General features: G+C 62.2%; 15 protein-coding genes. 11 read left to right on the top strand and 4 right to left on the bottom strand.

All coding sequences use genetic code 11. The annotated features are described in order from the left end of the window. Positions 1-24: 24 nt before the first annotated feature. Positions 25-1,254, top strand: a complete 1,230-nt coding sequence (gene argJ, locus R5M92_RS06720) for a bifunctional glutamate N-acetyltransferase/amino-acid acetyltransferase ArgJ (RefSeq protein ID WP_346798821.1) — start codon at positions 25-27, stop codon at positions 1,252-1,254. Positions 1,255-1,352: 98 nt separating this feature from the next. After that, positions 1,353-2,309 carry a Nudix family hydrolase gene (locus R5M92_RS06715; RefSeq protein WP_346798819.1) on the top strand — a complete coding sequence of 319 codons (957 nt, stop codon included), beginning with the start codon at positions 1,353-1,355 and terminating at the stop codon, positions 2,307-2,309. Positions 2,310-2,367: 58 nt separating this feature from the next. Here the strand turns inward: R5M92_RS06715 and R5M92_RS06710 are convergent, their stop codons facing one another. Both R5M92_RS06710 and R5M92_RS06705 read right to left on the bottom strand, forming a co-directional pair. Beyond that, complete coding sequence (locus R5M92_RS06710; protein WP_346798817.1) at positions 2,368-3,270, bottom strand: carbon-nitrogen hydrolase; 903 nt, start codon at positions 3,268-3,270, stop codon at positions 2,368-2,370. A gap of 9 nt (positions 3,271-3,279) precedes the next feature. Beyond that, complete coding sequence (locus tag R5M92_RS06705; RefSeq protein WP_346798816.1) at positions 3,280-4,341, bottom strand: agmatine deiminase family protein; 1,062 nt, start codon at positions 4,339-4,341, stop codon at positions 3,280-3,282. Positions 4,342-4,532: 191 nt separating this feature from the next. Here R5M92_RS06705 and R5M92_RS06700 point away from each other — a divergent pair, with 191 nt between their 5' ends. Both R5M92_RS06700 and R5M92_RS06695 read left to right on the top strand, forming a co-directional pair. Next, entirely contained in the window at positions 4,533-5,774 is a 1,242-nt protein-coding gene (locus tag R5M92_RS06700) for a lipoprotein-releasing ABC transporter permease subunit (protein WP_346798814.1), read from the top strand. A 7-nt stretch (positions 5,775-5,781) separates the two neighbouring features. Next, positions 5,782-6,492, top strand: a complete 711-nt coding sequence (locus tag R5M92_RS06695) for an ABC transporter ATP-binding protein (RefSeq protein WP_346798813.1) — start codon at positions 5,782-5,784, stop codon at positions 6,490-6,492. On the opposite strand, the gene R5M92_RS06690 is transcribed toward R5M92_RS06695, so the two are convergent. After that, positions 6,489-7,049 (bottom strand): DUF2062 domain-containing protein, encoded by a 561-nt coding sequence (locus R5M92_RS06690; RefSeq protein ID WP_346799281.1) that lies wholly within the window; start codon positions 7,047-7,049, stop codon positions 6,489-6,491. The genes R5M92_RS06695 and R5M92_RS06690 overlap by 4 nt on opposite strands. A 124-nt stretch (positions 7,050-7,173) precedes the next feature. Here R5M92_RS06690 and R5M92_RS06685 point away from each other — a divergent pair, with 124 nt between their 5' ends. The 7 genes from R5M92_RS06685 to murB all read left to right on the top strand — a co-directional run bounded on the left by R5M92_RS06685 (position 7,174) and on the right by murB (position 14,818). Beyond that, a complete protein-coding gene (locus tag R5M92_RS06685) occupies positions 7,174-9,441 on the top strand; it encodes a DNA internalization-related competence protein ComEC/Rec2 (RefSeq protein ID WP_346798811.1) in 2,268 nt (755 codons plus the stop codon). Positions 9,442-9,582: 141 nt separating this feature from the next. Then, positions 9,583-11,331, top strand: a complete 1,749-nt coding sequence (msbA, locus tag R5M92_RS06680; protein WP_346798809.1) for a lipid A export permease/ATP-binding protein MsbA — start codon at positions 9,583-9,585, stop codon at positions 11,329-11,331. Then, positions 11,318-12,325 (top strand): tetraacyldisaccharide 4'-kinase, encoded by a 1,008-nt coding sequence (gene lpxK, locus R5M92_RS06675; RefSeq protein ID WP_346798808.1) that lies wholly within the window; start codon positions 11,318-11,320, stop codon positions 12,323-12,325. The genes msbA and lpxK overlap by 14 nt, the downstream gene beginning before the upstream one ends. Before the next feature lie 15 nt (positions 12,326-12,340). Beyond that, complete coding sequence (locus tag R5M92_RS06670; RefSeq protein WP_346798807.1) at positions 12,341-12,550, top strand: Trm112 family protein; 210 nt, start codon at positions 12,341-12,343, stop codon at positions 12,548-12,550. Further along, the gene (kdsB, locus tag R5M92_RS06665; protein WP_346798805.1) at positions 12,550-13,350 is read left to right on the top strand and encodes a 3-deoxy-manno-octulosonate cytidylyltransferase; all 801 of its coding nucleotides are present in this window, start codon (positions 12,550-12,552) and stop codon (positions 13,348-13,350) included. Before R5M92_RS06670 ends, kdsB begins: the two co-directional genes overlap by 1 nt. After that, on the top strand, positions 13,347-13,814 hold the full coding sequence (locus tag R5M92_RS06660) for a low molecular weight protein-tyrosine-phosphatase (protein WP_346798804.1): 468 nt from the start codon (positions 13,347-13,349) through the stop codon (positions 13,812-13,814). Before kdsB ends, R5M92_RS06660 begins: the two co-directional genes overlap by 4 nt. Next, positions 13,814-14,818: a UDP-N-acetylmuramate dehydrogenase gene (gene murB, locus R5M92_RS06655; RefSeq protein WP_417339068.1), complete on the top strand. Its 1,005-nt coding sequence runs from the start codon at positions 13,814-13,816 to the stop codon at positions 14,816-14,818. Before R5M92_RS06660 ends, murB begins: the two co-directional genes overlap by 1 nt. A gap of 83 nt (positions 14,819-14,901) precedes the next feature. On the opposite strand, the gene rne is transcribed toward murB, so the two are convergent. Next, positions 14,902-18,234, bottom strand: coding sequence for a ribonuclease E (rne, locus tag R5M92_RS06650; RefSeq protein ID WP_346798802.1), 3,333 nt, complete (start codon positions 18,232-18,234; stop codon positions 14,902-14,904). Positions 18,235-18,856 lie beyond the last annotated feature (622 nt).

Genomic DNA, 18,856 nt, shown 5'->3' with positions numbered 1-18,856 from the left:
TCTGCCAAGCGCAAGGAGACCTGCATGGCTGTGGGACAATCACATTTTCCCGACATGCCCCCCCTCGAGGGGGTTTGTCTGGGTACCGCGATGGCGGGCATCAAGAAGGCCGGCCGTCGTGACCTGGTCGTTATCGAGCTACCGGAAGGGGCCAGGGTGGCCGGCGTTTTCACCCGCAATGCCTTTTGTGCCGCCCCGGTAACGGTGGCCCGCGAGCACCTTGAGCGCTGCCAGGCACAAGGCACTGCACCGCGTTATCTCTTGATCAACACGGGCAATGCCAATGCCGGTACGGGCCAGACGGGGCTGCGCGATGCCCGGCAAAGTTGTGCCGAGCTGGCGCGCCTTGCCAGTGTCACCGAGGAGGCGGTGCTACCATTCTCCACCGGGGTGATCGGCGAACCGCTGCCGATGTCGGCGCTATTGGCGGGTCTGCCCGACGCCTTGCATAACCGGGCAAGTGACGATGCGGCTTGGAAATCGGCCGGAGAGGGCATCCTGACTACCGACACACGCCCCAAGGGGGCGAGTGTCAGTGTGGAAATCGGCTCGCAGCAGGTGACCATCAATGGAATCGCCAAGGGCTCGGGCATGATCAAGCCCGACATGGCCACCATGCTCGGGTTCGTGGTAACCGATGCCGCGATCGAGCAAACGCTACTTGAACGGTTGTTGCGCGAGACCGTGGACCGTTCCTTCAACTGCATCACCGTCGACAGCGATACCTCGACCAACGATGCCTGCATGCTGGTGGCAACGGGGCGGGGTGCCTCGGTAAGCAGCGAAGACGAAGTGGCGGTGTTTCGCAACGCCTTGCAGCGGGTGATGACCGAGCTGGCTCAAGCGATCATTCGCGACGGCGAAGGTGCGACCAAGTTCGTTACCTTGCAGGTCAATGAAGCGAAAAACCGCGAAGAGGCCTTGGCGGTCGCTTTCACCGTGGCGCATTCGCCACTGGTCAAGACGGCGTTATACGCCTCGGACGCCAACTGGGGACGGATTCTTGCCGCGGTCGGGCGGGCGCCGGTTGACGAGTTTGATGTCGAACGCGTGGTGATCGACCTGGACGACGTGCGCCTGGTGGAGAACGGCGGCCGGGCGCAAGGCTACAGCGAAGAGGCGGGAAGCGCGGTAATGGCTCGTGACGAGCTGACGATCCGTATCAACCTTGGGCGGGGCGAGGAAAACGCCACCGTCTGGACATCGGATCTGTCTCACGACTATGTATCGATCAACGCCGATTATCGCAGCTAATTGGCCCACGCCGGGGCCGGCAATCCTATCGTTCCCGTAGCAAAGCGGTATTCCCGCCGGAGCCGGCTGGCCGCCATGGATAAAGTGGAAAAGACGTAATGAATGTATTGGTAAAACGACGGGTTCACGTAGCGGCGGCGGCCATCATCAGCGCCGACAAGAAACAGGTGCTGTTGGCCCGCCGCCCATCCAGTGTGGATCATGGCGGGCTGTGGGAGTTTCCCGGGGGTAAGCTCGCGCCTTACGAAACCGGCCTGGAAGGGCTCAAACGTGAGCTGCATGAGGAATTAGGTGTGGAAATTACCCGCGCTCAGCCTCTGATTCGGGTCCACCACGAATACACCGACAAGCATATTCTGCTGGACGTATGGCAAGTGCATGCCTACTCCGGTGAACCGTTCGGCCGTGAAGGCCAGGCGGTGCGCTGGGTGCCCATGGAAGAGCTGGTCAATTATCCGTTTCCGGCGGCCAACTTGCCCATACTGCGCGCCGTGATGCTGCCCACGGAGTATCTGATTACCGGTGAGGAAGGTGACGAGGCCCGCTTCGATACGCGCCTGGAGCGAGCCTTACAGGAAGACGGCATTCGCCTCGTCCAGCTGCGCGCAAAAGAGCTGGAGCACGAGGCCTATCTGGCGCGAGCCAAGCGCGCCCTGGCGTTATGCCGTCAATACGACGCTCGCTTGTTACTCAATGGCGAGCCTGGTCTGCTCGACGAGGTCGATGCGGATGGTATACATCTCACCAGCGAACGCTTGATGTCGTTGGAGCGCCGGCCGATCGCCGAGAACAAGTGGCTTTCCGCCTCCACCCACAGCCGTAAGCAGCTGGATCAGGCGGCCGTTCTGGGTTGCGACTTCGTCAGTCTTTCGCCGCTGCGTACCACGCCGTCCCATCCCGATGTGTCGCCCTTGGGCTGGCACGATTTTCAGCAACTGGTCGAGCGTGCGGGAATGCCGGTCTTCGCTCTGGGCGGCATGACGCGCTTCGACGCCAACCATGCCCGTGCCGTCGGTGCCCAGGGAATCGCCTCGATCCGCGATTTCTGGAAGTAAGTCTTGCGCTGGCCCGCCCCACTCGAATTCCGAAGCGGGGCGGGCTTGGTACGCACTTCTAGTCCCGGTAGCGCTGGGTAAGCTCGCCATAGGCGTCGACTCGGCGGTCGCGCAGGTAGGGCCAGATCCGCCGGGTACTCTCGCCGCGTCCCATGTCGAGAGTCACGCATAGGCGTTCGGCGGACTCGCCGGCATGGGCCAGCAGTTCTCCCTGGGGCCCACAAATGAAGCTCCCTCCCCAGAAGTCTATTCCTTCACCCGAGCCCGAGAGATCGGCCTCGAAACCGACGCGATTGGCCGCCATCACCGGCAGCCCGTTGGCGACGCCGTGGGCGCGCTGGATCAAGGTCCAGGCATCCTTCTGGCGGCTCTTTTCGTCCGCCTCGTCGCTGGGGTCCCAGCCGATGGCCGTGGGGTAGAGCAGGATGTCGGCACCGGCCAGCGCCATCAGCCGTGCGGCTTCCGGATACCACTGGTCCCAGCAGATCAGTAGCCCCAGGCGGCCCACCGAGGTCGCGATCGGCGTGAAGCCGGTCTGTCGCTGGGGATCGTAGTCGCCGGGGGTAAAGTAGAATTTCTCGTAGAAGCCGGGGTCATCGGGGATATGCATCTTGCGATAATGGCCCACGCGACCTTGCTTTCGGTCATACACCACGGCGGTGTTGTGGTACAGACCAGCCGCCCGGCGTTCGAACAGCGAGCCGACCAGGACGATATCCAGTTCGCGGGCCAGATTTTCCAGATAGCGTCCGCTGGGGCCATCGAGGGGCTCGGCCAGGTCGAACAGGGCGGTATCTTCGAATTGGCAAAAATAGTGGGTCGTGTGCAGTTCCTGCAGCAACACGAGCTCGGCCCCTTGGGCGGCAAGCTCGCGAATACCGGCTTCACTTTCCTGCAGGCTTTTGGCCTTGTCGGGCCAGGCGGCTTGTTGCACCAGGCCAACGCGAAGTGTCTTGGACATGGGAGTTCCTCAGTCAGCGGGGCGTAGGATCGAGCGGGCAGCCAGGGTTCCTTGCGCCAGTTGCATGGTCAGGCAGTGTAGGCTGCCGTGCTGGCGGATGACACTGCGGCAATCGATGGCGACGATGTCGCGGGTGGGAAAGGCTGCTTCCAGCGCCTTGAGGGCGGTCAGATCGGCGCTGTCGCCATAGGTGGGCACCAGCACCGCCCCGTTGATGATCAGGAAATTGGCATAGGTGGCAGGGAGCCGGTGCCCGTCTTCCGGGTCGTGGCACGCCTGCGGCCAGGGCAGGGGGATCAGCCGATAGGGCTCACCGTTGGTCTGGCGAAACGCTTGAAGCTCCGCCTCCATGGCCTTGAATGCCGGATAATGTGGGTCGCCCTGATCATCGCAGCGAACGTAGGCGATGGTAGAAGGGTCGCAAAAGCGCGCCAGGGTATCCACATGACTATCGGTATCATCGCCTTCCAGGTGGCCATGGGCCAGCCACAGCACGCGCTCGATGCCCAGTTCGGCGTTCAGCCTGGCTTCCACCTCAGCTCGGTTAAGCGTGGGGTTACGGTTGGGGTTGAGCAGACAGGCCTCGGTGGTCAGTAGCGTGCCGAGGCCATCGGTCTCGAGAGCGCCGCCTTCGAGCACCATGTCACAGGATTCGACCGGCACGGCAAAGACGCCGGCCTCGGCAAGCCGTCGCGTCAGGCTATTATCGCGCTCGGCGGGGAACTTGCCGCCCCAGCCGGTAAAGGTGTAGTCGAGTAATTTCAGAGTGCCATCGTTCGCTACCGTAAGCGGACCGTGATCGCGCGCCCAGGTATCATCCGCCGCGGCGGTCACCAGTTCGAGCCGGTCATCGTTTACAGCGTATGCCTCGAACAGCGCCGCGAGCCGCTGTTGTGTCGCGTTGTCGGGCACGCTGATCAACACGCGCTGATAGCGAGCGACCGCTACCACGATCGATTCCAGCGTGGCCTCGATGCGCTCAAGCAAGGCGGACCAGTCGCTATCGGCGCGTGGCCAGGTCAACTGCACGGCATCTTGCGCGTGCCATTCGGGAAGCAGGCGATAGCTCATGGAACCTCGGGATCGTTGGGTGTGTTCACAACCGAGTCGGCAGTGGATACGCGGCTTCGGTGCGACTTGGCGGTGGAATAAACCGGCGCAATTTATGCCGTCTGGGCAAACGATGCAAGAGACGGCTTTCATACCATGCAGGCGAGCCCAAAAAACCGTACCATGAGCGCTTGCTGATAAGGAATGTATCCATGCTTGATCGTTTGCCTTTTCTCGTCGGGTTGCGTTACGTGCGCGCCGAGCGGCGAAATCACTTTATTTCCTTTATATCGCTGACTTCGATGCTGGGCTTGATGCTCGGGGTGGCGGTGTTGATCCTGGTATTGTCGGTAATGAACGGTTTCGACCACGAGTTACGAACACGTATCCTGGGCATGGTGCCGCATACCAAGATCGAGGCGCGAAACGGCTTGACCGATTGGCAAGCGCTGGCCGAACAGCTGGTGCAGCGTGAGCGGGTCATCGGTGCAGCACCTTACGTGGAACAGCAGGGCATGTTTTCCGTGGGAGGGCGTAACGCCGGAGCAATGGTCAACGGCATCAACCCCGAGTGGGAAGGCCAGGTGTCGATCGTGGGCGAACACATGCGCCAGGGGCGGCTGGACGATCTGGAACCGGGTGAATGGAACGTGGTACTGGGCGCCATGCTGGCGCGCAACCTCGGTGTCGGCATTGGTGACCGGGTCACGCTGCTGGTGCCGGAGGCCTCGATTACTCCCGCCGGGGTCTTCCCGCGCCTGAAACGCTTTACCGTCAGCGGTATCTTCAGCGTTGGAGCGGATCTCGATGCCAACCTCGCCTATGCCAATATCGAAGACATGCAGACCCTGGCGCGCCTTGGCGATGCCGTGGGCGGGCTGCGTCTGGAACTGAACGACCTGTTCGTGGCGGGCAGCGAAACCCAGGCTATCCTCAACGAGCTGGGGCCGAGTTATCGCGGTAGCGACTGGACGTTCTCCCACGGCAATCTCTTCCAGGCCATCCAGATGGAAAAGCGCATGATCGCGTTATTGCTGACGGTGATCATCGCCGTGGCGGCGTTCAATATCGTTTCCACCCTGGTGATGGTGGTAACCGACAAGCGAGCCGATATCGCCATCTTGCGGACCATCGGGGCGACGCCGCGTTCGATCATGGGCATCTTCGTCGTTCAGGGCCTGGCCATCGGCGTGATCGGAATTGCCATCGGGGTGGGGCTGGGAGTGCTGCTGGCGTTGACCATCGCGGACTTGATCGGATGGGTGGAGAACATCTTCGGTATCCAGTTCCTCGATGCCGGGGTGTATTTCATCAGTGACTTGCCGTCACGGCTGCATTGGGCCGATGTACGCGATATCGTCCTGGCGGCTTTCGGCCTGACATTCCTTTCCACCCTTTACCCGGCATGGCGCGCCGCACGTGTGCAGCCGGCGGATGTATTGCGCTATGAATGAGAATGGCATGAGTCAAAGCAGAACAGCGGAACGACCGGCACTGATGCTGGATTGCCACAACCTGACGCGGATCTATCAGGAAGGGCCACAGGATATAACGGTACTGGACGATCTGGAGCTTCGGGTTCATGCCGGCGAACGCGTGGCGGTAGTGGGCAGCTCCGGCTCGGGCAAGACGACCCTGCTCAACTTGCTTGGTGGCCTGGACCGGCCCACCAGCGGCGAGGTATTGATTGCCGGGGAGCCCCTGGCCGGCTTGAACGAGACGGCCCTGGGACGTTTTCGCAATCGCTATATCGGCTTCGTCTACCAGTTCCACCATCTCCTGGCGGAGTTCACCGCGCTGGAGAACGCCGCCTTGCCGTTGATCGTGCGTGGGCAGCGCAAGAAGGATGCCGAGGCCCGTGCCATGTCTCTGCTGGAACGGGTGGGGATGCAGGCGAGGGCAGGCCACAAGCCGGGCGAGCTTTCCGGCGGCGAGCGCCAGCGTGTCGCTATCGCTCGCGCTCTGGTGACCGACCCGAGCCTGGTGCTGATGGATGAACCGACCGGTAACCTGGATCAGGCCACGGCGGCCAATATTCTTGCGATGATGGATGAACTGGCCAGCGAGAGCGCTTGTGCGTTTGTCATCGTGACGCATGATATCGGCCTGGCAGCGCATCAGGATCGTGTCCTGCGACTTGACGAGGGGCGTCTGGTGACTCAGCTCGTCTAACCGTTCAAGTCATCGAATTCCGATTCGATGCGCTCTCGACGCTGGCGTCGCTTAAGCCGGCGCAGTTTCCAGTGGCGCGATACATGCCATCGCCAGAGCAGCCGAATCATGACGTTGGCTACCAGGGCGAGGCATACCGCCGTCACCAGGGAGCCGAGTATCAGCGCCGGCATGATGTCGGTCATCTGCTCGGCGATCCAGCGAGTGGAGATGCGGCTGGGGGGCTCGCGCAAGGGAGTATCGATCAGCCAGCTACCCAGACGGTAGTTGCCATAGAAAATCAATGGCATGGTCAAGGGATTGGTAATCCAGACCAGTCCTACCGAGAGCGCCAGATTGCAGCGGCTCAACCAGGAGCCCAGCGCGGCCGCTCCCATCTGGAAGGGAATGGGCAGCATCGCGCAAAACAGGCCCACACTGAAGGCGTTGGCCACGCTGCGTCGCGACAGTACCCATAATGCCGGATCGGCGATCAATGGGGCCAGCAAGCGCAGCGAACGTTGGCGCCGTAAGGTATCGGGCTTGGGCATGTGGCGCTGCAGAAACCGGCGCGGCATGTCGGTGTGCTCGCTTGCTTCGATAGATGCCATTATCCATACAAGGCGTACCCACCGCCATGGGATAGCATTGTCGGAAAAAATCAGCCAAGGCAGCCAAGGCGCAAGGGGATAGGAGGAAGGGGTGCAGACAGGCGTGGCTGTCCCGGTGGTGGTTGCCGCATTGCTTGGCGTAGGCCTCGCCCTGCCAGGCAATGTCTATTGGGTTTCACCGTTTCTGTTTTTAGCGAGCGTGGCGCTCATCCTGCTGCCGGCCGTATGGCGCCACCCCTGGCGATTGCTGTTGGTGCTTGCCTTGGTCCTGGCGTCGGCGAGCATCCACCTTCAACGGGGAGGTGTTCTGCCCTTGGGCTTGAGCGGCGAAGATCTTCAGGTTGAAGCTGTGATCCTCGAACATGATCAGCAGCCCAACTCCCAGCGGCTCTTGCTTGCAGTGAAATCCTGTCATGCCCCATCGGCAAGGCCGGACTGCAATGCATTGCGCCGAGCTCGGGTAAGCTTCTATTCGTCTATTGAAATGGATGTGGGCGAGCGCTGGCGTTTGACGCTGCGCCTGCGTCCGCCACGGGGGTTCGTCAATCCCGACACCTTCGATTATGAGGCCTGGTTGTGGCGCGAGGGAATCCAGGCCACAGGCTATGTGCGCGCCGCCCCGGCTCCCGTTCGCCTGGCTCCGCCGTCACCTTCCTTGCGGCAAATGGCCCTGGACTACCTGGATCGACAACCTGTTTCTGGACAGGCGCGTCGCTGGCTGGCGGCCTTGACACTAGGGGCGAGCGAACGGCTTGAACCGGAGGATTGGGAGCTGCTCAATGCCAGCGGCACTACGCATTTGGTGGTGATTTCCGGCTTGCATATTGGTCTGATCACCGCGTTTGCGTTGCTTTTGAGCCGGATCGTGGCTCGCCTGGTGACCCCGCTGAATTGGCGCTTGCGAGCGTGGCCGTGGTGGGCGGCGGGAAGTGCTGCCATCGGCTATACCGCCTTGTCGGGTATGTCGCCCCCGGCATTGCGCGCCATGATCATGGCATTGGTCGGGTTATGGGTGGCCAGCGGCCGTCACGCGCCGGGTCCCTGGCAGGGGTGGTGGCTGGCCCTTGCCATCGTTGTATTGCTCGATCCCCTGGCCGTGTGGCGCCCGGGCATGTGGCTATCGTTTCTGGCCGTGGCGTGGCTGATCGTGATCTGGCAGGGACGAAAACGGCCCCAAGGGTGGCGCGGCTGGCTGTGGGGACTGACACGCACCCAGCTGTTACTGGCTCCGCTGATGGCGGCAGCGGTATTGCTGGCGTTTTCGCGTGTCGCTCCGGCAGCCCCGGTGATCAATCTGGTCGCGGTGCCCTGGGTGAGCATGATACTGGTGCCGCTGGCGCTTGTGGGCTGGTTGGTGGCGTGGGTGCCCGGGCTGGGGACGCTTTGCTGGTGGCTATTCGCCCAGGCGCTCGAGCCGTTGATCGTCGCGCTCGAAGCCGGCGTGCAATGGTTTCCCTTGTGGCAGCCACCAGGCGAATGGCTTGTGCCGTTGGCGCTGGGGTTGGGCCTGCTGGCGTTGGCTTGGGGTTTACCTAGCTTGCCCGGTGCATTACGCCTGGGGACCACGGGACTTCTGGGGGCGTTGCTGCTGGTGAGCGAGCCCGACGCGAGACCGCCGGGCCTGCTTACGGTGCGTATCCATGACGTGGGCCAAGGGCAATTGATCGACCTGCGTTCGGCGAACTATCGCCTGCTTTACGATACCGGGCCTCGCTTCGGCTCCGGCTTCATGCCCTTGAGCGGGCTGTGGCCACCCGGGCAGTCTTTCGATACGGTCATTATCAGCCATGCCGATAACGACCACGCCGGAGGCGTGACAGCGATGGATGAACATCAGGTCAAGAACGTGCTGGCGCCGCAAGGGGAAACCGTTGGTCTGCCGTTCACCCCCTGCTTTGCCGGGCAGAACTGGAAGCGTGATGATGTTTCCTATCGCATTGTATGGCCGCCTCGGGGGGAGAATACGCTGCCGGCCAATGCGCGCTCCTGCGTGCTGGAAGTCTCGGTGGGCCAGCAGCGCCTGCTGATCACCGGAGACGTGGGCACCGACGAAGAAAGACGCTTTCTGGCGCAGCTCGAGCCAGGTGTCGATGTGCTGGTGGCGGGCCATCATGGCAGCCGGAGCAGTTCGGGAGCGCAATTCGTCCAGCAGATGACGCCCACCCACGTGATCTTCAGCGCCGGTCGTGATAACGCCTTCCAGCATCCCGACAACGACGTGGTGAGGCGGTTTCGCCGTGAGCAGAGCTGCCTTTGGAATACCGCTCATGATGGTGCCATCGATGTGGAGCTGGGGCGCGGGGATGGCGTTCGGGTGAGCTCGATGCGTTCCGTCTTCCATGGCCTCCCGCGGTGTTGATGGCGGCTGCCATGGGGTAGAATCGCCTGCACGAGATCTATCGCACCGGCAACAGCGGTGAATCTCTCGGCAAAAGGCGGCAGAGGCCTTGGTTAGCCTGCCCCGAAATCCCTACTGAACCCTGACGAGCGGGAGCTTGCGTTGACTCACGAATCTGGTTGGACGCTCTACAAACGCCTGCTGGGCTACGTCAAACCCCACTGGCGGGCTTTTGCCTTGGCGACACTGGGCTATGTCATCTATGCGGCTTCGAGCACGGCGTTGGCGGAAATGATGAAGCGCCTGATCGATGGCATACAGAACCCCGATGCTGGTTTTCGCCTGTTTTTGCCCCTGTTCGTCGTCATCATGTTCGCCGCCCGTGGCCTGGGCACTTTTCTCGGCACTTATTTCATGACATCGGTGGCGCGTCACGTCATCCATGCGCTGCGCTGTAATGTATTCAATCATTTACTGCACTTACCGGGTGAGTTCTTCGATCACCACTCAAGTGGGCATCTGGTTTCCCGGGTGACCTACCACGTGGAACAGGTAGCCGGCGCGGCGACCAAGGCCATTACCATACTGCTGCGCGAAGGGTTGTTTGTCATTGGACTACTGGCCTATCTGCTGTGGACCAACTGGCTGCTGACACTGCTGTTTCTCGCCGTCACGCCGTTGATCGCCGGAGTGGTCAGCTATGCCAGCAAGCGTTTCCGGCGCATATCCCGGCGCATCCAGCACACCATGGGGGACGTGACCCATGTGGCTTCCGAGGCCTTGTCGGGCTATCGGGTGGTGCGAACCCACGGGGCCGAAGAGTACGAGAAGCAGCGCTTTGCCAGGGTCAGCGAGGAGAATCGCCGGCAGAGCATGAAAGAGGCGGTTACCAAGGCCACCAGTACACCGGTGATCCAGCTGCTGGTGGCGCTTTCCCTGGCCCTGCTGGTTTGGGTGGCGATGGCGCCGAGCCTGATTGCCGAAATGACGCCGGGGGAATTCGTGGCCTTTATTACTGCGGCGGCGTTGATGGCCAAGCCCGTTCGCCAATTGACCGAAATAAACAGCGAAATCCAGAAAGGTATCGCCGCGGCGGGGGAGCTTTTCGGTCTGCTCGAAGTGCCGGCGGAGCGCGATGACGGCGATCATGAAGTGTCGCGCCTGCGTGGCAAGATCGTCTTGAGCGAGCTGGGCTTTCGCTACGCCGAGGAACAACCGGAAGTCCTGCAGGGAATCAATCTGGAGGTCGAGCCGGGCGAGATGGTGGCGATTGTCGGTCGTTCCGGCAGTGGCAAGTCGACCCTGGTCAGCTTGTTGCCGCGCTTCTATCATCCCAGCCACGGAAAGATCTATCTCGATGACGTGCCGCTGGAGCGCTACCGTCTGGGCCCCTTGCGCCGTCAGATCGCCCTGGTTTCTCAACAGGTCACGCTGTTCAACGCCACGGTAGCGGAGAATATCGCTTACGGCGCATCCAATCCCGACCCGGCGGCAATCGAGGCCGCGGCGCGTGCGGCCTATGCTCATGAATTCATCGAACAGCTGCCTCAAGGCTACGCCACTCCGGTGGGAGAGAACGGCGTCATGCTCTCGGGCGGCCAGCGCCAGCGCCTGGCGATCGCCCGTGCCATCTTCAAGGACGCCCCCGTTCTGATTCTGGATGAGGCCACCTCCGCACTCGATACCGAATCCGAGCGCTATATCCAGAAGGCGCTCGAGGCGGTGTGCCAGGGGCGCACCACCTTGGTCATCGCGCACCGACTTTCGACCATCGAACGCGCCGATCGAATCGTGGTGATGGACCAGGGACGGCTCGTTGAGCAGGGTACCCACGCGCAATTGCTGGCTCGAGACGGCGCCTATGCGGCGCTGCATAAACTGCAGTTTCAGGACGCCCATGAGCCCGAGTGAACACTGGGTGAAAGCCGCCTATCGCGGTAGCGGCTGGCTCAAGCTGTTGCGTCCGTTGGCGGCGCTGTATCGCTATGCCATGGCGCGGCGGGAAGCCGCCTACCGCCGAGGCGACAAGAACCAGTGGCGGGCACCGGTCCCTGTGCTGGTAGTGGGTAATATCACTCTCGGTGGAACCGGCAAGTCCCCCCTGGTGGCGTGGCTGGCGCGCTGGCTCGTCGCGCGTGGCTATCGACCGGGCATTGTCTCGCGGGGTTACGGCGGCAAGTCGCCAAGCTACCCCCTCGACGTTCATGCCGACACCCCGGTGGCACACAGCGGCGATGAACCGCTGATGCTGGCGCAGCAGACGGGTGTGGCGGTGGTTGCCGACCCCCAGCGGGCGAGGGGCGCGCAGCGCCTGGTGGCGCTGGGCTGCGATATCATTCTCAGCGACGACGGTCTGCAGCATCTGGCACTGGCGCGGGATATCGAACTGGTCGTGGTCGACGGGTCGCGTGGGCTGGGCAATGGCGAATGTCTTCCCGCCGGCCCATTGCGCGAGCCGGCAGAACGCCTGCAACGCGTGGACAAGGTGATCGTCAACGGTGGCTGCGAAGCGGCGTCTTTCGGCGAGGTGCTCGCCGTGGACTTCACTGCCATGACCTTGAAGCCAACGGCATGGCGAAGGCTGGATGGCCTTCGCGCTCCCCTCGAGCCCCTTCCTTTCGAGCAGCCTGTCCACGGCCTTGCGGGTATCGGCAATCCGCAGCGATTCTTCAAGACGCTGACATCCCTGGGGGTGAAGGGTGACTGGCATGCGCTGGGCGATCATCATCGTTTTCGAGCGGAGGATTTCGCTTTCGGCGATGAGCGTAGCATCGTGATAACCGCCAAGGATGCGGTCAAGTGCCGCGAGCTGGCCCCAAGCAATACCTGGATACTGGAAGTGGAAGCCGACCTGCCCCCACACTTTGAGGACTGGTTGGCAACACGCCTACTGGAAATTACCTGAAGCGGAGAACCTGCAATGGACAAGGAACTGCTGGCGATGCTGATCTGCCCGCTGTGCAAGGGCAAGCTGAAATATGACCGTGAGGCAGAGGAGCTGCGCTGTCATTACGATGGCCTGGCCTACCCCATCCGCGAGGATATTCCGGTCATGCTCCCGGAAGAAGCAAGAGTAATGGATATCGACGAGAAACTTCCCCCTTCGCCCGGGCGCACGGGAGAAGCGTAATGGCGGCGGTGGAGTTTATCGCCGTGGTGCCGGCGCGTTTCGGCTCGTCGCGGCTGCCGGGGAAGCCTTTGCTCGACATTGCCGGCGAGCCGATGGTCGCGCATGTGTGGCGAAGGGCGTGCGAAAGCGCCGCCAGCCGGGTGGTCGTGGCGACCGACGACCCGCGTATCGAGCGCGCCATGCAAGCGTATGGCGCGGAGGTCGTGATGACGAGTCCCGATCACCCCTCGGGCACCGACCGCCTGGCGGAGGTGACCGAGCGGCTGGGACTCGACGATGCAGCGCTGTTGGTCAATGTCCAGGGGGATGAGCCGTTGATTCCTCCCGCCCTCATCGATCAGGTAGCCGCGCGGCTGGCAGATGATGATGGCGCCTCGATGGCCACGCTGGCGGAGCCCATCAGTGATATCGACACCCTGTTCAACCCCAATGTGGTCAAGGTGGTGCGAGCACTTTCCGGACGCGCCCTGTATTTTTCCCGTGCTCCGATCCCCTGGGACCGCGAGCATTTCGCCCGCCGCCCCGAGCTGCTGGAAACCGATGGCTGGCTGCGCCATATAGGGCTCTATGCCTATCGTGCCGGTTTTCTCCATGAGTTCCGCACGTGGGCGCCGGCGATGCTCGAGCAGCTCGAGCAGCTCGAGCAGTTGCGCGCGCTGCATCATGGACATGCCATTCAGGTTGCTCTGGCCTGCGAGATCAATCCTGCCGGGGTGGATACCCCGGAGGATCTGGCGCGGGTGCGAGCGCTCATGCAGATCGTCAGCCCTTCGTCCAACCCGGCGGGAGCCCACCGATGAAGATTCTGTTCGTCTGTCTAGGCAATATCTGCCGTTCGCCCTCCGCCGAGGGGGTGTTTCGCCACGCCCTGGAACGGGCCGGGATGCAGCATGAAGTCAGCGTGGATTCCTGCGGCATCGGCCCCTGGCATGTCGGCAAGGGGCCGGATGCACGGGCTCGCGAGGCCGCCTTGCGTCGCGGTATCGATATCGGCACCTTGCGGGCGCGTCAGTTAGCGCCTGTGGACTTCGATGAGTTCGACTACCTGCTGGCCATGGATCATGACAACCTGAGCGCGCTCCAGGCGCAACAACCCGCCGGTAGCAAGGCACGAGTGGAATTGTTTCTGAATTATGCCGATACCGCTGAAAAAGCGGTCCCCGACCCTTACTATGGCGGCGAGCAAGGGTTTGAAACGGTGCTCGACCTGATCGAAGAGGCAAGTGAAGGCTTCATTGCTCATCTGCAGCGTGGGGATAAATAGTGCTGCGCCAACACGAACTCAGCCACGCCAACACTCTGCGCCTGCCTTGCCGGGCCGAGTATTACGCCAGGCCCGGAACCTTGCGTGAGTTGCGTGACACGCTGGGCCAGGCAGCTGCCGCCGAACGGAAAGTGACTATTTTGGGTGGCGGCAGCAACGTACTTCTTCCTGCCGATCTGCCCGGCCTCGTCATTACTCCTGACTTGCGCCAATGGTGGCTGACCGGGGCGAAGGGTGAATCCCATGTGGGCTTGCACGTGGGGGCCGGCGTGGCCTGGCATCCGCTGGTGATGGAAATGGCGGCGCGAGGTTACTGGGGGCTGGAAAACCTGGCCTTGATCCCGGGGCTTTGCGGAGCCGCACCGATACAGAATATCGGTGCCTATGGCGTGGAGTTGGGCGACGTGCTGGAAGCGGTGCAAATTATGGAGATCGCCAGTGGAGAGCTACGCTGGCTTGACCGAGCCGAGTGCCGCCTGGGCTATCGCGACAGTATCTTCAAGCATGAGCTGGCGGGCAGGGCCGTCATCACTCGGCTGGTATTGCGGCTGAGTCGTGTGCCGACACCCCGGCTAGGGTATGGCGACCTTGCCCGTCGGGTCGGCTCCGAGCCGAGTGCCCTGGACGTGGCCAGGGCGGTATGCGCAATTCGCGAGGAAAAATTGCCCGACCCCGCCGAGCTGGCCAATGCCGGAAGCTTTTTCAAGAACCCGCTAGTACCCCGTGACCAGGCGGAGCAGTTGCTGGAACGCTATCCCAATATGCCCAATTTTCCTCAGCCTGGCGGTATCACCAAGCTCGCCGCCGGGTGGCTGATCGAGCGCTGTGGCTTGAAAGGCTGGCGTTGCGGCGCCTTCGGCGTGCATGAGCGGCAAGCCTTGGTGCTGGTGCATTTTGGTGGAGGCACCCGCCAAGAACTACTGGAGGTGGCCGGTCGTATCGCGGCAACGGTCGAGAAGGAGTTTGGGGTTACCCTCGAGCCCGAGCCGCGCCTGCTGGAGTAGAAACTGCACGACTTGGTCATTGCACAAGCATAAAAAAACCCCGCAAGCGTGAGCTTGCGGGGTTTCTGGTTACTGGGAGGCGCTTATTCGCTGCCACCCTCTTGTTGACGCTTGCGCAATTCGCGTGGGTCATTATGAGCCCGACGTCGGCGCGGCTTGTCCGCCTTCGTTTGGGCGTCCTGCTTCGGCTCGTCGGCGGTTGCCTCCGTCTGTGCCTGCGGAGTCACCTCGGGCGCTTCCGCTGTAGGCTCGCTCGATGGAGTCTCGCCATCACCGGTTACCTGTACATCCTGCGGCTGGGTGGGCGCAGCTTCGGAGGGACGAGGCTGGACTTGCTCTTCCTTGGCTTCGACAGGTTGGGTTTCGTCACTTACCGGGGGCTGCTCGGCTTTAGGCTCCTCAGGCTGGGCCTGGGGAGTCTCGTCCGGCTTATTGCCAGCCACTTCATCTTGCGCAGGGGTTTGCTCTTCATGCACCGGGGCAGCGGTGTGCGTCGCTTCAGCTTCAGCCGCCTCGGGCGTTTCGCTATCACGGGGCGATGCATCAGGCTCCCCAAGCGCATCTAGCTGCTGCTCCTGGTTAGCCTCCGCGTCGGTGGCTGAAGAGACCCCGGTAGCAGAAGCGGTTTCGTCGTCCGCGGCCGCTTGCGGCGTCTTCTGCGCTACTTCTGCGTCAGCTTGCGCCTCATCCTTTACCTCTGGTTCCGGCGTAGCGGGTGGCTCGCTGGGTGCGGTGACATCCGCCATTACCTGGGCATCGGCCGGCCCTTGGGCGTCGGGAGATAGCTCTGCTTCGGGCGTGCTGGCAGCCGGCTCGACCGCCGGTGCCTGCCGTGAGGCAGCAGCATCGGTTTTTTCCTGCCGCTGGGATTTCGCAGTTTCCTTCCTTGCCGCTGCGTTTTCGTTCTCGCTGACCGCTGTCGCTTCCTTGGCTGCTGGTGCTTCTTTAGCCACTGCTACCGGCGCTGCTTTCGAAGCGCTTTCCGCTACGGGTGAGGTGGCACTTTCAGCCGCGTTGGCAGACGCTTGCTCGTCATCCTGCGCTTGCGCCTGAAGCTTGAGCTGCTCGGCTTCGGCCTGAGGCTGGATGGCGTGCTTGCGCGTGCGCTTGCGAGGGTTGTTGCGGGTACGCTTGGGCTTGCCATCATCCTTCTTGTCCGCAGCTTCGGCGTTGGGTTCGGGAGCAGGACTGTTCCCGGCCTTGGCCCGAGTCTCGGGTTTCTCTCCGCGCTTGCTCTCTTCGGGCTTGTTGTCTACTGACTTGTTCTCTTCGGGCTTGTTCTCTTCAGACTTGGCCGCGGCGTTATCCTTGCGCGAAGGCTTGCCGGACCTAGCCGGGTTCGGCTTATTCTGATTCGGCTTGTCTTGGCTGGCCTTGTCCTGATTCGCCTTGTCCTGGGCGGGTTTGGCATCTTCCGAGCGATTGCGCTGGCGGTTATTGCGCGAACGGCTAGGAGTGCCGCGCTCTTCGGCAGGCTTGTCGTTGCGGCTTTCACCACGCGCAGGGCGAGATGCCTGGCGTGCCTCCTGGCGCTCGTTGTCTGCCTGGGCCGAACGGGTACGGGTGCGCGAGGGTTGTTCGTCGCGCGATGCGCCCCGGCGTGCCTGGGTATCGGCGGCGGCTGGAGTGGCTTGGGTGCTGGAGCTGCTTTCTTCGCCGCCGAGCAATTTGGCAACACCACGGAACAGGCGACCCAGAACATTGCCCGATTCGCCCTCGCTTGTGCGGGAAGCCGGTTTGGTGGTTGCCGGAGCGACGCTAGGCGCCTCCTCGGGGGCCGGCTTCTCCTTTTGCAACGACGCGGGAGCCGGAGCGTTATGAGTCACGCTCTTCACCGCGGCTTCGGCGCGCTGTGCCGGTGGCGCAAAGCTGTGGTTCGGCTCCTTGCCCACCTCGGTATCAGTGGAAAGCTCGAAGCTGGACAGGCTGCTGGAATCGTCGTCATCGAGATGGTCGTCACGTAGACGTTGAACATCGTAATGGGGCGTGTCCATGTCCGGGTTGGGCAGCAACACCACACGAACACCCTGGCGTGCTTCTATATCGGCCAGCACGCTGCGCTTCTCATTGAGCAGGTAGGTCGCTACCGGCACGGGAAGAATGGCGCGAATTTGCGCGCTGCGCTCCTTCATGGCTTCTTCCTCGATCAGGCGCATGATCGAGAGCGACAGCGAGCGAACGTCCCGAATGGTACCTTGGCCGTTGCAGCGGGGGCAGACCACACCGCTGGTCTCGCCCAGCGAGGGCCGCAGGCGCTGGCGCGACATTTCCATCAGGCCGAAACGCGATATACGGCCGATCTGAACCCGGGCGCGATCCAACTTCAGTGCATCGCGCATGCGGTTCTCGACTTCGCGCTGGTTGCGCGCCGGGCCCATGTCGATGAAGTCGATCACCACCAGGCCGCCGATATCCCGCAGGCGCAGCTGACGAGCAATCTCGTCGGCGGCTTCGGAGTTGGTCTGCAGGGCGGTCTCTTCGATATCGCTGCCGCGGGTGGCGCGGGCGGAGTTGATGTCGATGGAAACCAGCGCTTCGGTATGGTCGATGACGATCGAACCGCCGGAAGGCAGCTTGACCTCGCGCTCGTAGGCGGTCTCGATCTGGGATTCGATCTGGAAGCGCGAGAACAGTGGCACTTCGTCGGCGTAGAGCTTGAGCTTCTGCTGGTAGGACGGCATTACCTGGCGAATGAAACCGAGTGCCTCGGCATGGACTTCGGGGCTGTCGATCAGGACTTCGCCGATATCCTGGCGCAGATAATCGCGCATGGCGCGAATGATGACGTTGGATTCACGATAGATCAGGAAGGGGGCCGAGCGCTTGCCGGCTTCGGACGTGATCGATTCCCACACCTGGACCAGATAGTCGAGGTCCCACTGGAGCTCTTCAGGAGAGCGGCCGATGCCCGCAGTACGCACGATCAGCCCCATCTTGTCAGGGACGGTCATCTGTCCCATGGCCTCCTTGAGCTGGCTGCGCTCCTCGCCCTCGATGCGCCGCGAGATGCCGCCCGCGCGGGGGTTGTTCGGCATCAGGACCAGAAAGCGACCGGCCAGGCTGATGAAGGTAGTCAGTGCCGCGCCCTTGTTGCCGCGCTCTTCCTTGTCGACCTGGACGATGACTTCCTGACCTTCCTTGAGGACTTCCTTGATACTGGGGCGGCCGGAGACGTCCTTGACGAAGTATTCGCGGGAAATTTCCTTGAGAGGCAGGAAGCCGTGGCGCTCGGCACCGAAATCCACGAAGGCGGCTTCCAGTGAGGGTTCTACTCGAGTGATCTTGCCGCGGTAGATATTGGCTTTCTTCTGTTCACGAGCGCCGGATTCGATATCCAGGTCGTAGAGGCGTTGACCATCGACAAGCGCGACGCGCAGCTCTTCGGGCTGGGTCGCATTGATGAGCATCCGTTTCATGTTGTCTCGCATGACGTTGCGTGCCGGCGTTCGCTGATGATGAGGCGGCGTAGGCGAACCGCTGAGTGCAGTGTGCTTGTGCTTCGCACATGTCATGGATGCTGTAGCGCCCCACTGGGAAAGGCTTGAATCCCCTCCAGTGTGATCATGTCGAGTACGTGGCGGAGGCAGGACGTGTTTCGGTGGGTGTCACGCCCATCCGGCCCTGCTGACTCCGCCAACACCTGGCATTCATCGATTCGCCCACGCCGACCACCGGCACGATGTTGAACTTGTCACCCTGGGCCGGACATCGTCCTGTGACGTGTAGACGAAGCCGCTTCGGGCGTGGCGTTATCGTGTGACCCGATAATGTCGACAGGGTCACGTCGACCTGCCGGCTGCATTCTTGCAAGCGGCAGGTATGCTGCATTTCGTGCAAGCTTGTGACAGCAATAAATCGACTTGCTATCCAATCTGATGCTCGGCCTGCGTGTTGGACGTGCAGGCGCTTGTTCCAAGCATACGACCGTGTGTATGGAAAGTGGCGGTATCTTGGCGTGAGAGCGGTTTGGAATATAACAGTAAACCTTGGCACCAGCAATTGACGCATTCAGCCGGGCACTACGCTAGAATGCCGTTT

This window comes from Halomonas sp. Bachu 37, from assembly GCF_039691755.1.
Taxonomy (GTDB): domain Bacteria; phylum Pseudomonadota; class Gammaproteobacteria; order Pseudomonadales; family Halomonadaceae; genus Vreelandella; species Vreelandella kashgarensis.
This window is presented reverse-complemented; position numbering and strand designations above follow the sequence as displayed.